General features: G+C 73.6%; 19 protein-coding genes. 14 read left to right on the top strand and 5 right to left on the bottom strand.

The genetic code is table 11. The features are described 5' to 3' along the window. The first annotated feature begins 2 nt into the window (after positions 1–2). The 3 genes from hisF to AC07DA_RS09685 all read left to right on the top strand — a co-directional run bounded on the left by hisF (position 3) and on the right by AC07DA_RS09685 (position 2,680). A complete protein-coding gene (gene hisF, locus AC07DA_RS09695) occupies positions 3–758 on the top strand; it encodes an imidazole glycerol phosphate synthase subunit HisF (protein WP_479126227.1) in 756 nt (251 codons plus the stop codon). Positions 759–882: 124 nt separating this feature from the next. Further along, positions 883–1,473 (top strand): ArsR/SmtB family transcription factor, encoded by a 591-nt coding sequence (locus tag AC07DA_RS09690; protein ID WP_479126225.1) that lies wholly within the window; start codon positions 883–885, stop codon positions 1,471–1,473. Then, a complete protein-coding gene (locus tag AC07DA_RS09685) occupies positions 1,451–2,680 on the top strand; it encodes an MFS transporter (RefSeq protein ID WP_479126223.1) in 1,230 nt (409 codons plus the stop codon). Before AC07DA_RS09690 ends, AC07DA_RS09685 begins: the two co-directional genes overlap by 23 nt. 27 nt (positions 2,681–2,707) lie before the next feature. Here AC07DA_RS09685 and AC07DA_RS09680 read toward each other — a convergent pair whose 3' ends face one another. Continuing rightward, a complete protein-coding gene (locus AC07DA_RS09680; RefSeq protein ID WP_479126221.1) occupies positions 2,708–3,343 on the bottom strand; it encodes a TIGR03085 family metal-binding protein in 636 nt (211 codons plus the stop codon). Positions 3,344–3,417: 74 nt separating this feature from the next. On the opposite strand from AC07DA_RS09680, the gene hisI reads away from it, so the two are divergent. From hisI to lgt, 11 genes are all read left to right on the top strand, one after another. After that, the gene (gene hisI / locus AC07DA_RS09675) at positions 3,418–3,807 is read left to right on the top strand and encodes a phosphoribosyl-AMP cyclohydrolase (RefSeq protein ID WP_479126711.1); all 390 of its coding nucleotides are present in this window, start codon (positions 3,418–3,420) and stop codon (positions 3,805–3,807) included. Positions 3,808–3,818: 11 nt separating this feature from the next. After that, the gene (locus tag AC07DA_RS09670) at positions 3,819–5,300 is read left to right on the top strand and encodes an anthranilate synthase component I (protein WP_479126219.1); all 1,482 of its coding nucleotides are present in this window, start codon (positions 3,819–3,821) and stop codon (positions 5,298–5,300) included. Positions 5,301–5,341: 41 nt separating this feature from the next. Further along, positions 5,342–5,983 carry a TIGR02234 family membrane protein gene (locus AC07DA_RS09665; protein ID WP_479126217.1) on the top strand — a complete coding sequence of 214 codons (642 nt, stop codon included), beginning with the start codon at positions 5,342–5,344 and terminating at the stop codon, positions 5,981–5,983. Positions 5,984–6,093: 110 nt separating this feature from the next. Then, entirely contained in the window at positions 6,094–6,345 is a 252-nt protein-coding gene (locus AC07DA_RS09660) for an HGxxPAAW family protein (RefSeq protein ID WP_311687732.1), read from the top strand. 85 nt (positions 6,346–6,430) lie between these two features. After that, positions 6,431–6,865: a DUF2752 domain-containing protein gene (locus AC07DA_RS09655; protein ID WP_479126216.1), complete on the top strand. Its 435-nt coding sequence runs from the start codon at positions 6,431–6,433 to the stop codon at positions 6,863–6,865. Between the two features lie 139 nt (positions 6,866–7,004). Beyond that, positions 7,005–7,814 (top strand): indole-3-glycerol phosphate synthase TrpC, encoded by an 810-nt coding sequence (trpC, locus tag AC07DA_RS09650; RefSeq protein ID WP_094052545.1) that lies wholly within the window; start codon positions 7,005–7,007, stop codon positions 7,812–7,814. A gap of 20 nt (positions 7,815–7,834) precedes the next feature. Next, positions 7,835–8,002 (top strand): tryptophan biosynthesis modulator TrpM, encoded by a 168-nt coding sequence (gene trpM / locus AC07DA_RS09645; protein WP_479126215.1) that lies wholly within the window; start codon positions 7,835–7,837, stop codon positions 8,000–8,002. A 116-nt stretch (positions 8,003–8,118) separates the two neighbouring features. Then, a complete protein-coding gene (gene trpB, locus AC07DA_RS09640) occupies positions 8,119–9,402 on the top strand; it encodes a tryptophan synthase subunit beta (RefSeq protein WP_479126214.1) in 1,284 nt (427 codons plus the stop codon). After that, complete coding sequence (trpA, locus tag AC07DA_RS09635) at positions 9,399–10,217, top strand: tryptophan synthase subunit alpha (protein WP_479126213.1); 819 nt, start codon at positions 9,399–9,401, stop codon at positions 10,215–10,217. Before trpB ends, trpA begins: the two co-directional genes overlap by 4 nt. Positions 10,218–10,303: 86 nt before the next feature. Further along, complete coding sequence (locus AC07DA_RS09630; RefSeq protein WP_479126211.1) at positions 10,304–11,080, top strand: DsbA family protein; 777 nt, start codon at positions 10,304–10,306, stop codon at positions 11,078–11,080. Positions 11,081–11,163: 83 nt separating this feature from the next. After that, positions 11,164–12,141 (top strand): prolipoprotein diacylglyceryl transferase, encoded by a 978-nt coding sequence (gene lgt, locus AC07DA_RS09625; RefSeq protein WP_479126209.1) that lies wholly within the window; start codon positions 11,164–11,166, stop codon positions 12,139–12,141. Positions 12,142–12,198: 57 nt separating this feature from the next. Here the strand turns inward: lgt and AC07DA_RS09620 are convergent, their stop codons facing one another. From AC07DA_RS09620 to AC07DA_RS09605, 4 genes are read right to left on the bottom strand one after another with little or no spacing between them, the layout of a single operon-like run. Beyond that, entirely contained in the window at positions 12,199–13,014 is an 816-nt protein-coding gene (locus AC07DA_RS09620) for an HpcH/HpaI aldolase/citrate lyase family protein (protein ID WP_479126207.1), read from the bottom strand. Then, on the bottom strand, positions 13,011–14,210 hold the full coding sequence (locus AC07DA_RS09615) for a CaiB/BaiF CoA transferase family protein (RefSeq protein ID WP_479126205.1): 1,200 nt from the start codon (positions 14,208–14,210) through the stop codon (positions 13,011–13,013). Before AC07DA_RS09615 ends, AC07DA_RS09620 begins: the two co-directional genes overlap by 4 nt. Continuing rightward, a complete protein-coding gene (locus tag AC07DA_RS09610) occupies positions 14,207–15,568 on the bottom strand; it encodes an ADP-ribosylglycohydrolase family protein (protein WP_479126203.1) in 1,362 nt (453 codons plus the stop codon). Before AC07DA_RS09610 ends, AC07DA_RS09615 begins: the two co-directional genes overlap by 4 nt. Further along, on the bottom strand, positions 15,556–16,725 hold the full coding sequence (locus AC07DA_RS09605; RefSeq protein WP_479126202.1) for an ADP-ribosylglycohydrolase family protein: 1,170 nt from the start codon (positions 16,723–16,725) through the stop codon (positions 15,556–15,558). Before AC07DA_RS09605 ends, AC07DA_RS09610 begins: the two co-directional genes overlap by 13 nt.

Below are 16,725 nucleotides of genomic sequence, written 5' to 3'. Positions count from 1 at the left end.
TCATGACCCTGGCGGTCCGAGTCATCCCCTGCCTGGACGTGGACAACGGCCGGGTCGTCAAGGGCGTCAACTTCCAGAACCTGCGCGACGCGGGTGACCCCGTCGAGATGGCCAAGGTGTACGACGCCGAGGGCGCCGACGAGCTGACGTTCCTGGACATCACCGCCTCGTCGGGCAACCGCGAGACGACCTACGACGTGGTGCGCCGCACGGCCGAGCAGGTGTTCATCCCGCTCACCGTCGGCGGCGGCGTGCGCGCCGCCGAGGACGTCGACAGGCTGCTGCGGGCGGGCGCGGACAAGGTCGGTGTGAACACCGCCGCCATCGCCCGCCCCGACCTGATCCGCGAGATCGCCGAGCGGTTCGGCCGCCAGGTCCTGGTCCTGTCGGTCGACGCGCGGCGCACCGAGTCCGGCTCCTTCGAGGTGACCACCCACGGCGGCCGCCGCGGCACCGGCATCGACGCCGTCGAGTGGGCCCACCGGGCCGCCGAGCTGGGCGCGGGCGAGATCCTGCTCAACTCCATGGACGCCGACGGCACCAAGGACGGCTACGACCTGGAGATGATCCGGGCCGTCCGCAAGCACGTCACCGTCCCGGTCATCGCCTCCGGCGGCGCGGGCCGGCTGGCGGACTTCCCGCCGGCCGTCGAGGCGGGCGCGGACGCGGTCCTGGCCGCGTCGGTGTTCCACTTCGGCGACCTGCGCATCGGCCAGGTCAAGCAGACCTTGCGGGAGGCGGGCCACCCGGTGCGGTGACGTCCTCACCCGGCCGCAGGACCCCGGTCGCGCCAGGCGGCCGGGGTCTTTCCACAACAGATGCGAAAGAGAAGTTGCGCAAAATAAGTTGTGCAATAGTTCCTCCCTGCCTACGGTCGTCGGCATGGCAGGCAAGGAGAGAGACCGCCGCATCACCGACCTGGGCACGCTCAAGGCGCTGACCCATCCGCTCCGCATCGAGCTCATGCGCGGCCTGACGCTCGCCCGGGTCGCCACCGCCTCCCAACTGGCCGAACAGGTCGACGAGGCCGTGTCACTGGTCAGCTACCACCTGCGCAGGCTCGCCGAGCACGGCCTGATCGAGGAGGCCGAGCCGCAGAGCGCCGACGGGCGGGAGCGGTGGTGGCAGCCGGCCTCGGACGGCCTCAGCATCCACGACGAGGACTTCCGGGACGCTCCCGAGAAGGCCGCCGCCCACACGGCGGCCAGCCGCCTCTTCCTCGACCAGCAGACCGGCATGTACCGGCGGTACCTCGACGAGCGCGCTCACTGGACCCCCGACTGGACCGCGGCCGCCGAGTCCGCGGAGTCGGTCCTGCGGCTCACGGCCGCGGAACTCGCCGAACTGACCGGAGAGTTGCGGGCGCTGGCCCGGAAGTATCAGGAACGGGGACGCGCGGCCGACGAGGCCGGGGACACCGAGGGCCGCGAGAACGTCGCGCTGCACACGTATGCCTTCCCGTTCCGGACCTGAGACCGCCGCGCACCGCGACCCGAACGTGCTCCGCTGGCTGGGTGCCTACACCTCCTCGGCGGTCGGCGACAGCGTCTACTACGTCGCCCTGTCCTGGGCGGCCGTGCAGGCCGGAACACCGGCCGAGGCCGGGGTGGTCACGGCGGCCAGTGCCGTGCCCCGGGCCCTGCTCATGCCGGGCGGGGGAGTGATCACGGACCGATTCGGGGCGCGCCCGGTGGTTCTCGGCAGCAGTGTCCTGCGCTGCCTGCTCGTCGTCATGGCGGCCGGGATGCTGTGTGTGACGAGCCCGGGGCTCTGGGCGCTGGGGGCGGTCGCGCTGCTGTTCGGAACAGCCGACGCCGTCTTCCTGCCGGCCGCGAGCGCACTGCCCGCACAGATCACCGGCCGGGACCAACTGGCGCGTGTGCAGGGGATGCGGGGCCTTGCCACCCGCCTCGCCATGGTCCTGGGCGGTCCGCTCGGCGGCCTCGGCATCGCACTCGGCGGTACGGCCGGGGCGTTCGGACTGGCGGCGCTGCTGACCGGCGGGTCGGTGCCGGTGCTGTGGGCCGTGCGGGTCACCGGAGCCCCGGCAGGCGCCGCGCGCCGGCCCGGTGCGACTGCGGCGGGCCTGCGGGACGGTCTGCGCCACATCAGCCGCCACCCCGTCCTGCGCCCGCTGGTGATCTCCACGGCCCTGGGCGATCTGGGTTTCGTCGGGCCGATGAACCTGGGGCTGATCCTGATGGCCCGAGAGCAGGGGTGGGGGGCGGCCGGTCTGGGCTGGCTGCTCGCCGGGTTCGGCGTCGGGGCCGGGACCGCCTCGCTGGTGCTCGTGCTGCGCGGCCGGGTGCCCCGGGCCGGGCTCGCCATCGCCGCGGGGGAACTCGTCGGCTGTTTGGCGATCGCCGGGCTCCCCCACACGCCGTCCGTCCCCGCGGCTACCGGCGTGACCCTGGTCATCGGCCTGGCGGCCGGACTCGGCGGCGCCCTGCGCGGGGCCGTGCTCCAGGTGAGCGCCGACCGGGGTTACCTCGGCCGGGTCACCTCCGTCTCCGCGCTGGCCGGGTTCGGCATCGCCCCGCTCACCTTCCCGCTGGTCGGCGCGGCGGTCGAGCGGTGGTCGACGGGCCCGGTCTTCGCGGTGTGCGCGGGGATCAGCGGCCTGGGAGCGCTCGTCACCCTCTGTTCGGCCCCGCTCCGCCGCGCCGAACTCCCGCGCTGAGCGGGTCCCGGCGCGGTGAGCGTCGGCTCAGATCCCGAGCTGCTTCGACTCGTGCAGCTTCGCGATCGCGTTCTCGTCGCCGTCCAGGTCGACCTTGGCCGCGTTCTGGCGGCCGTAGGAGAACAGGACCAGTTCGGACGGCTCGCCCGTCACCGTCACGACCGGGGTGCCGCGGTGGGCGACCGCCGTCTGGCCGTCGGGGCGGCGCAGGACCAGGCCCGTCGGCAGGCCGCGGCCCATCAGGCGGGCCGTGCGCTCCAGGCGGGACCACAGGGCGTCCTGGAAGACGGGGTCGAGCTCGCGTGGGGACCAGTCGGGCTGGGCGCGGCGCACGTCCTCGGTGTGGACGTAGAACTCGACGATGTTCGACGCCTCGTCGACCGGCTTGAGCGAGAAGGGTGAAAAACGCGGCGGGCCCGTACGGATCAGCTGGATCAGCTCCTCGTACGGCTTGTCCGTGTACTCCGCCATCACCCGGTCCAGGCGGGGCGCGAGCTGCTTGATCAGTATTCCGCCGGCCGCGTCCGGGCGGCGCTCGCGGACCACCACGTGCGCGGCCAGGTCCCGGGTCGTCCAGCCCTCGCACAGAGTGGGCGCGTCCGGGCCCGCGGTCTCCAACAGGTCGGCGAGGAGAAGTCGTTCACGCTTGGCATGGGTCGACATGCGGCCAGCCTACGGCCGCCCGCCGGGTCCGCCCAGTGGACACCCCACCTGTGCCGCCCGCGGCGCGCGGCACAATGGTCGGCATGACCATCGAGCCCAGCCGCCTCGACCCGGAGATCGCCGCCCGCCTCAAGCGCAGCGCCGACGGCCTCCTGCCCGCCATCGCCCAGCAGTACGACACCGGTGAGGTGCTCATGCTCGGCTGGATGGACGACGAGGCGCTGCATCGCACCCTCACCACCGGCCGGTGCACGTACTGGTCCCGCAGCCGCCGGGAGTACTGGGTCAAGGGCGACACCTCCGGTCACGTCCAGTGGGTGAAGTCCGTGGCTCTGGACTGCGACGCCGACACCGTGCTCGTCAAGGTCGACCAGGTCGGCGCCGCCTGCCACACCGGCGCCCGCACGTGCTTCGACGCGGACGTGCTCCTCAAGGACGGCGGACCCGCCGCCGCGGATCAGTAGGGTCGGCCGCCATGGACCTCGAGACGTTCCGCAAGCTCGCCACCGACCGCAGGGTCATCCCGGTCACCCGCAAGCTCCTCGCCGACGGCGACACGCCGGTCGCCCTCTACCGCAAGCTCGCCGCCGAACGCACCGGCACCTTCCTGCTGGAGTCCGCCGAGAACGGCCGCTCCTGGTCCCGGTACTCCTTCGTGGGCGTCCGGTCGGCGGCCACCCTGACCGCGCGCGACGGGCAGGCCCACTGGCTCGGCGCCCCGCCCGTCGGCGTCCCCACGGACGGCGACCCGCTCGCCGCGCTGCGCGCCACCATCGAGGCCCTGCACACCCCCCACCAGGAGGGCCTGCCGCCCTTCACCGGCGGCATGGTCGGCTACCTCGGCTACGACATCGTCCGCCGCCTGGAGAAGATCGGCCCCGGCGAGCGCGACGACCTGCGCCTGCCCGAGCTGACCATGCTCCTCACCAGCGACCTCGCCGTCATGGACCACTGGGAGGGCTCGGTCCTGCTGATCGCCAACGCGATCAACCACAACGACCTCGACACCGGCGTCGACGAGGCCTACGCCGACGCCGTGGCCCGCCTCGACGCCATGCAGGCCGACCTCGCCCGTCCGGTCGCCCAGCCCCCGGCCGTGCTCCCGCCCTCCGAGCTGCCCGAGTACACCGCGCTGTGGGGCGGCCCCGACTTCCAGGCGGCCGTGGAGGACATCAAGGAGCGCATCCGGGCCGGCGAGGCGTTCCAGGTCGTGCCCTCCCAGCGCTTCGAGACGCCCTGCACGGCGAGCGCGCTGGACGTCTACCGCGTGCTGCGCACGACCAACCCGTCGCCGTACATGTACCTGTTCCGCTTCGACGGCTTCGACGTCGTCGGCTCCTCCCCGGAGGCCCTGGTCAAGGTCGAGGACGGCCGGGCCATGGTGCACCCCATCGCCGGCACCCGCTGGCGCGGCGCCACCCCGCGGGAGGACCAGGCCCTCGCCGACGAGCTCCTCGCCGACCCCAAGGAACGCGCCGAGCACCTCATGCTCGTCGACCTCGGCCGCAACGACCTGGGGCGGGTCTGCGAACCCGGCTCGGTCGAGGTCGTCGACTTCATGTCCATCGAGCGGTACTCGCACGTGATGCACATCGTCTCCACGGTGACCGGCCGCGTGGCCGCCGGGCGCACGGCCTTCGACGTTCTCACCGCCTGCTTCCCGGCCGGCACCCTCTCCGGCGCACCCAAGCCGCGCGCCATGCAGATCATCGACGAACTCGAACCGTCCCGGCGCGGCCTGTACGGCGGCTGCGTCGGCTACCTGGACTTCGCGGGCGACTCCGACACGGCCATCGCCATCCGCACCGCCCTGCTGCGCGACGGCACGGCGTACGTGCAGGCCGGAGCGGGGGTCGTCGCCGACTCCGACCCGGTCGCGGAGGACACCGAGTGCCGCAACAAGGCGGCCGCCGTCCTGCGGGCCGTGCACACCGCCAACCGGCTGGGAAAGGCCTGAGATGACCCCCGGGTGACGGTTCGCCCGGGGTTCAGGCGATAGTGGGGTACGTGACTGCCGTACCTCACCCCCGTTCCCGAGCCGCCGGATCCGCCCGGGCCGGCCGCCTGAGCCTCGCCGCCGCGCTGCTGTGCGGCGCGCTCGGCGCGGCCGTGGCGCTCCTCGCCACCCGGCAGCAGTGGGCGGAGGGCACCGCGAGGGTGGCCGGCGGCGCCTTCCCGCTGACCGCCAACGGCAGCGACGTCACGGGCGTCCCCGCGGCGCTCGCCATAGTGGGCCTCGCCGCGCTCGTCGCCGTCTTCGCCGTCCGCCGCGCCGGCCGCGTCGTCGTGGCCGCGCTGCTGGCGCTCTCCGGCGCGGGCACCGTCGCCGCCGCCCTCTTCGGCGCCTCCGACAGCTCCGCGCTCGACGAGAAGGCCGCCCGGGCGTCCGGCGACAGCTCCGCCTCCGTCGCCACCCTCACCCACACCGCCTGGCCGTACGTCGCCGCCGTCGGTGGCGTGCTGCTCCTGCTGGCCGGGCTGCTCGCACTGCGCTACGGCCGGCTGTGGCCCGCCATGTCCGGCCGCTATGAGCGCGGCGGCACGCCCCAGCCGCGCCGCAAGGCCCCCGCCGCCGACCCCGACCGGCCCGAGGACCTGTGGAAGGCGCTCGACCGGGGCGAGGACCCGACCGGCGCCTGAGCCGCACGAGTGAGTCCGGGGCGCACCCCCGGTCACCGTCCCCGCGCGCGTGCGGGACAATGGCCCCGAGCGTCCTGCTCAGACACGCACACAGCAACGAGGAGCAAGCAATGGCGGGCAGCAGCCACGGTCACACCCCGGCCGCCTGGACCGGTGTCATCATCGCCTTCATCGGTTTCTGCGTCGCGGGCGCCTTCATGGTGATGGACCAGCCGGCGGGCTTCTGGGCTGGCATGGTGGTCGTGCTGCTCGGCGGTGTCGTCGGCGGCATCATGCGCATGATGGGTCTGGGCCAGCCCAAGGACCTGCACGCCCCGCACCAGATGACGGGCGACCGCGAGCCGGCGCGCGCCGAGGGCTGACCCCGGCGGACGACGCGTTCCCGCGCGAGGGGCGGCCGGCACACGGGTGGTGCCGGGACCGCCCCTCACGCGCGTCCGGGGCACAATGCCTACCGTGAACGCCGACAGCCGACGGGTGACGCACGGTCTGGCGGGACGCCTGGCGGTGCCCGCGGGGCTCCTGGCCGGAGCCGCCGCCGCCTTCGCCTACGTGGGCGCGGTGGACCCGAACGAACCCGGCCACTACCCCGTCTGCCCCCTGCTGCGCCACACGGGCCTGTACTGCCCCGGCTGCGGCGGCCTGCGCAGCGCCCACGCCTTCGTCCACGGCGACCTCGCGGCGGCCCTGCACGCCAACGCGTTCGCCGTCCTCGGCTATCTGGGCTGCGCCGTGCTGTGGACCGTATGGGTGGTCCACGCCGTGTGCGGGCGCCCGCTGCGGATCGACCCCCGCCCCGGCCTGGTGTGGGGCCTCGGAGCCTTGCTGCTGGTCTTCACGGTTGTCCGGAACCTGCCCTTCGGTGGCTGGCTCCATCCTTGATCATCTCGTGTATGTCCAGGTAGTGGGACCGGCGTCAACCGGATGCGAGGCCTACGCCTTGCTGCGGATACCATCGCAGTGACCATCGGGTGCCGACTGGTCGCTGGAACTGTCAAGAGTCTGGAAGGGGGCCGCTCGCGTGAGTGTGCTCGACGAGATCATCGACGGAGTCCGTGCCGACCTCGCGGAGCGGCAGGCGCGCGTCAGCCTCGACGAGCTCAAGGAGCGCGCGGCGAAGGCCCCCGCGGCCAAGGACGGCGCGGCCGCCCTGCGCGGTGACGGCGTCAAGGTCATCTGCGAGGTCAAGCGCTCCAGCCCCTCCAAGGGCGCGCTGGCCGCCATCGCCGACCCGGCCGGCCTCGCCGCCGACTACGAGGCGGGCGGCGCGGCCGTCATCTCCGTCCTCACCGAGCAGCGGCGCTTCGGCGGCTCGCTCGCCGACCTGGAGGCCGTCCGCGCCCGCGTGGACATCCCGGTCCTGCGCAAGGACTTCATCGTCACCTCGTACCAGCTGTGGGAGGCCCGCGCCTACGGCGCCGACGTCGCCCTGCTGATCGTCGCCGCCCTCGACCAGCCCGCCCTGGAGTCCCTCATCGAGCGCGCCGAGTCCATCGGGCTCACGCCGCTCGTCGAGGTGCACGACGAGGACGAGGTCGAGCGCGCCGTCGACGCCGGCGCCCGCGTGATCGGCGTCAACGCCCGCAACCTCAAGACCCTCGAAGTCGACCGCAACACCTTCGAGCGGGTGGCGCCGGAGATCCCCGACCACATCGTCAAGGTCGCCGAGTCCGGCGTCCGCGGCCCGCACGACCTCATCGCCTACGCCAACGCCGGCGCCGACGCGGTCCTGGTCGGCGAGTCCCTGGTCACCGGCAAGGACCCGAGGACGGCGGTCTCCGACCTGGTGGCGGCGGGCGAACATCCCGCACTCCGGCACGGCCGGAGCTGATCTTCGCTAGGCTTGTCCCGATGACTGTCACGATGACGACCGTGGACCGGTACGCCCGCCTCGCGCGCGGCTGCCGCCCCCGCGGCTGCCGCGCGCCCGCCCGCCGGGTCCACGGCCGCCGCGTCCGGTACGTCATCGGCGACGAACCGGGCCAGGTCAACGGCATGCGATGGCAGCGCGCCCGCTAGGGGCGCGGGGAACCGAGCGACCGGCCACACACGGCCCTACGGCCCGCGGTCGACAGCGAAGCCCTGCCCCCACGGCGATCAGTGCATCCCACACACACTCACCGTGAGGTATCCGCATGCCCAGCCAGTTCTTCATCCCCGACCCCGAGGGGCAGACACCCGACACCGAGGGCTACTTCGGGGCCTTCGGCGGCAAGTTCATCCCCGAGGCCCTCGTCGCCGCGGTCGACGAGGTCGCCGTCGAGTACGACAAGGCCAAGCACGACCCGGAGTTCGCCAAGGAACTCGACGACCTCCTGGTCAACTACACCGGCCGCCCCTCCGCGCTCACCGAGGTGCCCCGGTTCGCCGAGCACGCCGGCGGCGCCCGGGTCTTCCTCAAGCGCGAGGACCTCAACCACACCGGCTCCCATAAGATCAACAACGTGCTCGGCCAGGCCCTGCTCACCAAGCGCATGGGCAAGACCCGCGTCATCGCCGAGACGGGCGCCGGCCAGCACGGCGTCGCCACCGCCACCGCCTGCGCCCTCTTCGGCCTCGACTGCACCATCTACATGGGCGAGATCGACACCCAGCGCCAGGCGCTCAACGTGGCCCGCATGCGCATGCTCGGCGCCGAGGTCATCGCCGTGAAGTCCGGCAGCCGCACGCTCAAGGACGCCATCAACGAGGCCTTCCGCGACTGGGTCGCCAACGTCGACCGCACGCACTACCTCTTCGGCACCGTCGCCGGACCGCACCCCTTCCCGGCCATGGTCCGCGACTTCCACCGCGTCATCGGCGTCGAGGCCCGCCGCCAGCTCCTGGAGCGCGCCGGCCGCCTGCCCGACGCCGCGATCGCCTGCGTCGGCGGCGGCTCCAACGCGATCGGCCTCTTCCACGCCTTCATCCCCGACGAGGGCGTGCGCCTCATCGGCTGCGAGCCGGCCGGCCACGGCGTCGACACCGGCGAGCACGCCGCGACCCTGACCGCGGGCGAGCCCGGCATCCTGCACGGCTCCCGCTCCTACGTCCTGCAGGACGAGGAGGGCCAGATCACCGAGCCGTACTCCATCTCGGCCGGTCTGGACTACCCGGGCATCGGCCCGGAGCACTCCTACCTGAAGGACTCCGGCCGCGGCGAGTACCGCGCGGTCACCGACGACGCGGCCATGCAGGCGCTGCGCCTGCTGTCCCGCACGGAGGGCATCATCCCGGCCATCGAGAGCGCCCACGCCCTGGCCGGCGCCCTGGAGGTCGGCAAGGAGCTGGGCAGGGACGGGCTGATCGTGGTCAACCTCTCCGGGCGCGGCGACAAGGACATGGACACCGCCGCCCGCTACTTCGGCCTGTACGACACCGACGCCCAGGTCGCCGAGGACGCCTCCGGCACCGCCGAGATCGAGGGGGACGCCAAGTGAGCGGGAACATCCGGCTGTTGAGCGACACCCTCGCCGCGGCGAAGTCCGAAGGGCGCTCCGCCCTCATCGCCTACCTCCCGGCCGGCTTCCCGACCGTGGACGGCGGCATCGAGGCGGTCAAGGCCGTCATCGACGGCGGCGCCGACGTGGTCGAGGTGGGCCTGCCGCACAGCGACCCCGTCCTGGACGGCCCCGTCATCCAGACCGCCGACGACATCGCCCTGCGCGGCGGCGTGAAGATCGCCGACGTGATGCGCACCGTCCGCGAGGCGCACGCCGCCACCGGCAAGCCCATCCTCGTCATGACGTACTGGAACCCCATCGACCGCTACGGCGTCGAGCGGTTCACGGCCGAGCTGGCCGAGGCGGGCGGCGCGGGCTGCATCCTGCCCGACCTGCCCGTGCAGGAGTCGGCGCTGTGGCGGGAGCACGCGGAGAAGCACGGTCTCGCGACCGTCTTCGTCGTGGCCCCCAGCAGCAAGGACGAGCGGCTCGCGCAGATCACCGCGGCCGGCAGCGGCTTCGTCTACGCCGCCTCCCTGATGGGCGTCACCGGCACCCGCGCCAGCGTCAGCTCACAGGCCCAGGACCTGGTGGAACGCACCCGGGCGACCGGAACGGACCTGCCGGTCTGCGTCGGGCTCGGCGTCTCGAACCCCGCCCAGGCCGCCGAGGTCGCGGGCTTCGCCGACGGTGTGATCGTCGGCTCGGCCTTCGTCAAGGCGATGCTCGACGCCCCGGACGACGCGGCCGGCGTCGAGGCCGTGCGCGCGCTCGCCGGTGACCTCGCCAAGGGCGTGCGCCGGCAGGCGTAGAAAAGCCGCAAGTCATACGGGTCCCTCGTACGGGTGGACCTGGGGCCGGGGAGGCGCGCTGCGCCTCCCCGGTTCGTTTCCGGGGTGTGAGCGAGAAGAACCGTGAGGGAAAGCGCACCGCCCGCGAGAAGCTGGCGGTCGAGCGCGAGAAGCAGAAGTCCGCGGACAAGCGCCGGCGCGCGCTGATCGTGGGCGGTGCCGTCGTCGCCGTCCTGGGACTCGCGGCGGTGATCGGCGTCGTCGCGGCCAACGCCGGCAAGGACGACGGCGGCGAGGCCTCGGGCCCGGTCGTCGCCCCCTCGGGAGCGCAGGGCAAGGACGGCCTCGCGATCCCGGTCGGCAAGGACAGCGCCAAGTCCACGCTCACGGTGTGGGAGGACTTCCGCTGCCCGGCCTGCAAGTCCTTCGAGACGGCGTACCGGCCGGTGATCCACGAGCTGACCGAGGCGGGTCAGCTCAAGGTCGAGTACCACCTGGTCACGCTCATCGACGGCAACATGCGCGGCAGCGGCTCCCGCAACGCGGCCAACGCCGCCGCCTGCGCCCAGGACGCCGGGAAGTTCCCCGCCTACCACGACGTGCTCTTCGACAACCAGCCCGCGGAGGTCGACGACGCCTACGCGGACAACGACAAGCTGATCGAGCTCGCCGGCAAGGTCGACGGCCTGGACACCCCGGCCTTCCGCAGGTGCGTCGAGGACGGCACCCACAACGCCTGGGTGGCCAAGTCCCACCAGGCCTTCGACAAGGGCGATCTCCCGGGCACGCCGACCGTGCTGTTCGACGGCAAGAACATCTACGAGGACCGGACGATGACCCCGGCGAAGCTGAAGCAGATGGTGCAGGAGGCGAACCAGGGGTAGGGGCATCCCCCCGCCCCCGTTACGCACCCGTAGCCGGACCGCCTGCCCCGGGCCCGGTCCGGCACGGTAGCGTCGACCTTGCCATGGAACTTGCCTTCATTCCCAGCCCGTCGCGCGGGGTGCTGTACCTCGGCCCCGTTCCGCTGCGCGGCTACGCGTTCTGCATCATCATCGGCGTCTTCGTCGCGGTCTGGCTCGGCAACAAGCGCTGGATCGCCCGGGGCGGGCGGGCCGGCACGGTGGCCGACATCGCTGTCTGGGCCGTGCCGTTCGGCCTGGTCGGCGGCCGCCTCTACCACGTGATCACGGACTACGAGCTGTACTTCAGCGAGGGCCGTGACTGGGTGGACGCCTTCAAGATCTGGGAGGGCGGCCTCGGCATCTGGGGCGCGATCGCGCTCGGCGCGCTGGGCGCGTGGATCGGCTGCCGCCGCCGGGGCATCCCGATGCCCGCGTACGCCGACGCCGTCGCGCCGGGCATCGCCTTCGCGCAGGCGATCGGCCGCTGGGGCAACTGGTTCAACCAGGAGCTGTACGGCAAGCCCACCGACCTGCCGTGGGCCCTGGAGATCACGTCCTCGGCGGACGGGCGGGTCCCGGGCACGTACCACCCGACCTTCCTGTACGAGTCGCTGTGGTGCGTCGGCGTCGCCCTCCTGGTCATCTGGGCCGACCGCCGCTTCCGCCTCGGGCACGGCCGGGCCTTCGCGCTGTACGTCGCCGCGTACTGCGCGGGCCGGGCCTGGATCGAGTACATGCGCGTCGACGACGCCCACCACATCCTTGGCGTGCGGCTGAACGTCTGGACCGCCATCCTGGTGTTCCTGCTCGCGGTGACGTACTTCGTGCTGTCGGCGCGGAAGCGGCCCGGCCGGGAAGAGGTCGTGGAGCCGGGCGCCACGGACCTCGGCGCCGGCGCCGTCGACGACGAGAAGACCGCCGACGCGGGCAAGGACGGCGAGCCGGACGAGGGTGAGAGGGACGAGAAGGGCGCGAAGGCCTCGGACGAAGCCGGGGCCGGCGAGACCAGGGACGAGGCGGGGTCGGGCAAGAAGGCCTGACGGCCTTCAGGCCACGACCGACCGAGGGCGCCCGGGACACCGGGCGCCCTCGGCACGTCAGCGGCGGCCCGCCAGGCACAGGGTGCGCCGGGCCGCCGCCACCACCGCCGCGTCGACGAAACGGCCGTCGGGAAGGGCCTGGGCCCCTTGCTCCGTCGCCGCGGCCTTCAGGACCGTCTCCGCCTGCTCGATCTCCTCGCCGGTCGGCAGGTAGGACCGCTCGATGACCGGAAGCTGGCGGGGGTGGATGGCCGCGCGTCCCAGGAATCCCAGGGCGCGGCCCCGGGCGCAGGAGGCGGCCAGCCCTTCCAGGTCGCGGATGTCGGGATGGACCGACTGCGCGGGCGGCGGCAGACCCGCCGCCCGCGCGGCCGCGACCACCCGGGAGCGCGACCAGTCGAGGCCGGTGTCGTCCCGGACGCCCAGGTCGGCCCGGAGATCCGCCTCGCCGAGCGCGATGCCCCGCAGCCGCGGATGGGCCGTGGCGACGGCGTAGGCCTGCTCCACGGCGAGGGCCGACTCCAGCAGGGCGTACAGGTCGGCCGTCGTGCGGTGGGCGATGCGGGTGATCGCGGCCGCGGACGTCACCTTGGGCAGGCGCAGGCCGGACAGGCCCGGGACCTCGGCGAGCGCGCCGACGTCCCGTTCGGCCCAGGGGCTGTCCAGGGCGTTGACGCGGACGTGGACCGGCACCGGTGGCGGGTCGCCGAGCAGGTCGGCGGTGGCGTCGCGGGCGTAGGCCTTGCGGTCGGGGGCGACCGCGTCCTCCAGGTCGACGATGACGACGTCGGCGCCGCAGGTGAGCGCCTTCGCCACCACGTGCGGACGGTCGCCGGGGGCGTACAGCCAGGTGAGCGGCGGGGCCGCCGTCACAGGACGCCCTCGGTGCGCAGCTCCTTGAGGTCGGTCTCGGTCAGGCCGAGTTCGGTGAGGACCTCGTCGGTGTCCGCGCCGTGCGGGCGGCCGGCCCAGCGGATCGCGCCGGGCGTGGCCGACAGGCGGAACAGGACGTTCTGCATGCGCAGCGGGCCCAGTTCCGGGTCGTCGACGGTGGTGATGGTGTTCAGGGCCTGGTACTGCGGGTCCGCCATCACGTCCCGGACGTCCTGGACCGGGGCCACGGCCGCCTCCGCCTTCTCGAAGGCGGCCACGACGTCCGCGCGGGTGCGCTCGGCGATCCAGGAGCCGACGGCCTCGTCCAGGACGTCGGCGTGGCGGGCGCGGTCGGCGCCGGTGGCGAACCACGGCTCGTCGATCAGTTCGGGGCGTCCCACCAGGCGCATCACGCGTTCCGCGACCGACTGGGCCGAGGTGGAGACGGCGACCCAGGTGCCGTCGGCGGTGCGGTAGACGCCGCGCGGCGCGTTGTTGGGGGAGCGGTTGCCGGTGCGGGGCTGGACGTGCCCGAGCTGGTCGTACCAGAGGGGCTGCGGTCCGAGGGCGGCCAGGATCGGTTCGATCAGGGCCAGGTCGACGACCTGGCCCTCGCCCGTCCGGTCCCGGGCGGCGAGCGCCGTCATCACCGCGTACGCCGTCGTCAGACCGGCGATGGCGTCGGCCAGGCCGAACGGGGGCAGCGTCGGGGGCGCGTCCGGTTCGCCGGTGATCGCGGCGAACCCGCTCATCGCCTCGGCGAGGGTGCCGAAGCCGGGGCGGTGCGCGGAGGGTCCGAACTGGCCGAAGCCGGTGACGCGGGCGAGGACGAGGCGGGGGTTGACGGCCGACAGCTCCGGCCAGCCCAGGTCCCACCGCTCCAGGGTGCCGGGGCGGAAGTTCTCGACGATCACGTCGGCGGTGGCGGCGAGGCGCAGCAGGGTGGACCGGCCGCCGGGCCGGGCCAGGTCCAGGGTGATGGTCCGCTTGTTGCGGCCGAGCGTCTTCCACCACAGGCCGATGCCGTCCTTGGACGGGCCGTGGCCGCGGGAGGGGTCCGGCTTCCTCGGGTGCTCGACCTTGATGACCTCCGCGCCGAAGTCGCCGAGCAGGGTGGCGGCCATCGGGCCGGCGAAGAGGGTGGCGAGGTCGAGGACGCGCAGGCCGGTGAGGGGCGCGGGCTGGGCGGCGGTCATGAGCGGTGGGTCTCCCGGTGGGTGAGGTGGGCGAGGGTGTCGAAGCCGATGCCGTCGAAGTCGCCGACGGAGGTCGACAGGCGGTTCTTCAGCGGGGTCGTCCAGCGGTCGGGGAGCGCCGCCGGGTGGCCCGCCAGCAGGCCGGCGATGCCGCCCGCCGTGGCGCCGTTGGAGTCGGTGTCCCAGCCGCCGCTCACCGCGCGGCAGACGGAACCGGTGAAGTCGCCGTCGGCGTGGGTGAGGGCGGCGGCGATCAGCGCGGTGTTGGGGATGGCGTGCACCCAGTGGTGGGTGGCGGCGTGGGCGGCGTGCAGCGCGTCGACGACCGTGTCGAAGTCGTCGTGCTCGTGGGCCAGTTCGACGGCCCGGCGGACGGCCCGGGCGAGGCGGGAGCGCGGGGGGACGACCGTGAGGCCGGTGCGCAGGCAGGTGTGGACGTCGGCGGTGCCGGTCGCGGCCGTCGCGATGGCGGCCGCCGTGAACATCGCCGCGTAGACGCCGTTGGCGGTGTGGGTGAGGGTGGCGTCGCGGTGGGCCTGTCCGGCCGCGGCGGCTGGGTCGCCGGGGTTGGTCCAGCCGTGGACGTCGGCGCGGATCAGGGCGCCGATCCATTCCCGGAACGGGTTGCGGTGACGGGCGGTGTGCGGGGGTTCCAGGCCGCTGAGGAGGTTGCGGTAGGCGATGCGCTCGGCGGTGAAGGTGCGGCCGGCCGGGAGTTCGTCGAGCCAGGTGCGGGCCACGTCGGTGGTGGTGAAGGACTTGCCGTGGCGCTGGAGGAGGACGAGGTTGAGCAAGGGGTAGTTGAGGTCGTCGTCCTCCGGCATGCCGTCGATGTTCTCCGCGAGGGAGGTCGCTGCCGAGCGGCGGTTCCAGGGGTGTGCGGCGAGGAGTTCCTCCGGGACGCCCCGCTGCGTGAACCAGGTGGACAGGGGCCAGTTCCCGGTCGACCTGGCCAGGCGGCGGATGCCCTCCAGGGGCAGTTTCTCGACGGGTTTGCCGAGGAGGCAGCCGGCGGCCCGCCCCAGCCAGGCGGCTTCGAGGCGCTGGTGCGGTACGGCTGGGGCGGGAGCGGGCTCCGGCCAGTCGGCGCAGACGGCCCTGATCTTCTCCAGGTCCGTCGGTTCGTCGTCCGCCAGCGTGCTGGGCAGGTCCGCCAGCTCGTCCAGGAGGTCTTCCGCCAATTGCCGGAGGTAGCGGGACGCGGGGGTGGGGGAGGCGCCCGCGGTGGCCGGGGCCGGTGGGCCGCCCGCCGCTCGCCAGCGGGCCGCGATCGCCTTCGGCTCGCGGCCGTCCTGGCTCGCCTGGCGCAGTTCGTGGCCGAGCAGGTCCTCCGGCTGGACCCAGGTCAGTCGGAGCATTCCCGGCCTCCGAGGGACGCGAAGGCCCGTTCGTGGGCGCGGCGGCGGGAGACGTCCCGGGCGAAGATCTCGCGGGTGACCCCCGTGAGCGTGGCGGCCGGTTCCCGGAGGTCCAGGCGGCTGGCCTCCGCGACCGTCTTGGCCCAGTCCTCCGGGACCGGTGCGCCCAGGGCCCCGGCCAGCGCGCCGGCCATCGTGGCGATGGAGTCGCAGTCCCGGCCGTAGTTCACGGCGCCGAGGACCGCGTGGCGGTAGTCGCCCCGGGCGACGAGCAGCATGCCCAGGGCGACGGGGAGTTCCTCGATCGCGTGGAGGCGGGACGGGCGGCGGGCGCCCAGGGACGGGGCGCGGTAGTCGGGGCCGACCGTGTCGTAGGGGGCGACCGCGTCGCGCAGAGGGCCGAGCGCCGACTCGAACTCCGTGTGGCGGACGGCCTCTTCGCAGACGCGTTCGATCGCCGTGCGCGTGCCGTCCTTGGCGAGGACGAGGCAGGCCGAGACGACCGAGTCCGGGGTCGCTCCCGGGGTGCAGGCCGCCGCCACCGCCGCGGCCAGGACGCCCGCCGCCTCCCGGCCGTACGACGACTGGTGGGCACCGGCGACGTCCAGGGCCTCGGCGTACGCCGCGCGCGGGTCGGCCGCGTTGACCAGGCCGACCGGGGCCGTGTACATCGCCGCACCGCAGTTGACGATGTTGCCGGTGCCGGCCTCGCGCGGGTCGGCATGGCCGTAGTGGAGCCGGGTGACCAGCCATTTCTCGGCGAGGAAGACGCGGTGGAGAAGGAGGGCCTCCGTTTCCAGCTCCGGGATCCAGCGCGGCTCGGTCATCAGGTCGGGGACCAGGTGGTCGGCGATCGCGTAGGCGTCGAGGTGGTCGCGGACCCGGGCGTAGACCCGGATCAGGGCGTGCGTCATCAAGGTGTCGTCGGTGACGTGGCCGTCGCCCTTGTGGTACGGGGCGAGGGGGCGGGCCGTGCGCCAGTCGTCGCCGTGCCAGGGGCCGACGATGCCGTGGACGCGTCCGCCGTGGCGTTCGAGGATCTGCTCGGGCGAGTAGCCCTCGACGGGGCCGCCGAGGGCGTCGCCGACGGCCGCGCCGACCAGGGCGCCGGTGATCCGCTCGTCCAGTGTGCGGTTTTGGTGAGGTTTGTGCTCCAT

Source organism: Streptomyces sp. NPDC044921 (assembly GCF_056432865.1).
Note: the sequence above shows the minus strand (reverse complement) of the source record. Positions and strands in the feature narration are given on the sequence as shown.

What these genes read in the sequence shown, in the direction of transcription:
- AC07DA_RS09685 (WP_479126223.1), top strand. Translation starts at nt 1,451, where the DNA reads ATGCCTTCCCGTTCCGGACCTGAGACCGCCGCGCACCGCGACCCGAAC.
- hisI (WP_479126711.1), top strand. Translation starts at nt 3,418, where the DNA reads ATGGTCGGCATGACCATCGAGCCCAGCCGCCTCGACCCGGAGATCGCC.
- trpB (WP_479126214.1), top strand. Translation starts at nt 8,119, where the DNA reads ATGCCCAGCCAGTTCTTCATCCCCGACCCCGAGGGGCAGACACCCGAC.
- AC07DA_RS09615 (WP_479126205.1), bottom strand. Translation starts at nt 14,210, where the DNA reads ATGACCGCCGCCCAGCCCGCGCCCCTCACCGGCCTGCGCGTCCTCGAC.
- AC07DA_RS09670 (WP_479126219.1), top strand. Translation starts at nt 3,819, where the DNA reads ATGGACCTCGAGACGTTCCGCAAGCTCGCCACCGACCGCAGGGTCATC.
- AC07DA_RS09655 (WP_479126216.1), top strand. Translation starts at nt 6,431, where the DNA reads ATGCCTACCGTGAACGCCGACAGCCGACGGGTGACGCACGGTCTGGCG.
- AC07DA_RS09680 (WP_479126221.1), bottom strand. Translation starts at nt 3,343, where the DNA reads ATGTCGACCCATGCCAAGCGTGAACGACTTCTCCTCGCCGACCTGTTG.
- AC07DA_RS09605 (WP_479126202.1), bottom strand. Translation starts at nt 16,725, where the DNA reads ATGGAGCACAAACCTCACCAAAACCGCACACTGGACGAGCGGATCACC.
- AC07DA_RS09610 (WP_479126203.1), bottom strand. Translation starts at nt 15,568, where the DNA reads ATGCTCCGACTGACCTGGGTCCAGCCGGAGGACCTGCTCGGCCACGAA.
- hisF (WP_479126227.1), top strand. Translation starts at nt 3, where the DNA reads ATGACCCTGGCGGTCCGAGTCATCCCCTGCCTGGACGTGGACAACGGC.
- trpM (WP_479126215.1), top strand. Translation starts at nt 7,835, where the DNA reads ATGACTGTCACGATGACGACCGTGGACCGGTACGCCCGCCTCGCGCGC.
- AC07DA_RS09660 (WP_311687732.1), top strand. Translation starts at nt 6,094, where the DNA reads ATGGCGGGCAGCAGCCACGGTCACACCCCGGCCGCCTGGACCGGTGTC.
- AC07DA_RS09690 (WP_479126225.1), top strand. Translation starts at nt 883, where the DNA reads ATGGCAGGCAAGGAGAGAGACCGCCGCATCACCGACCTGGGCACGCTC.
- lgt (WP_479126209.1), top strand. Translation starts at nt 11,164, where the DNA reads ATGGAACTTGCCTTCATTCCCAGCCCGTCGCGCGGGGTGCTGTACCTC.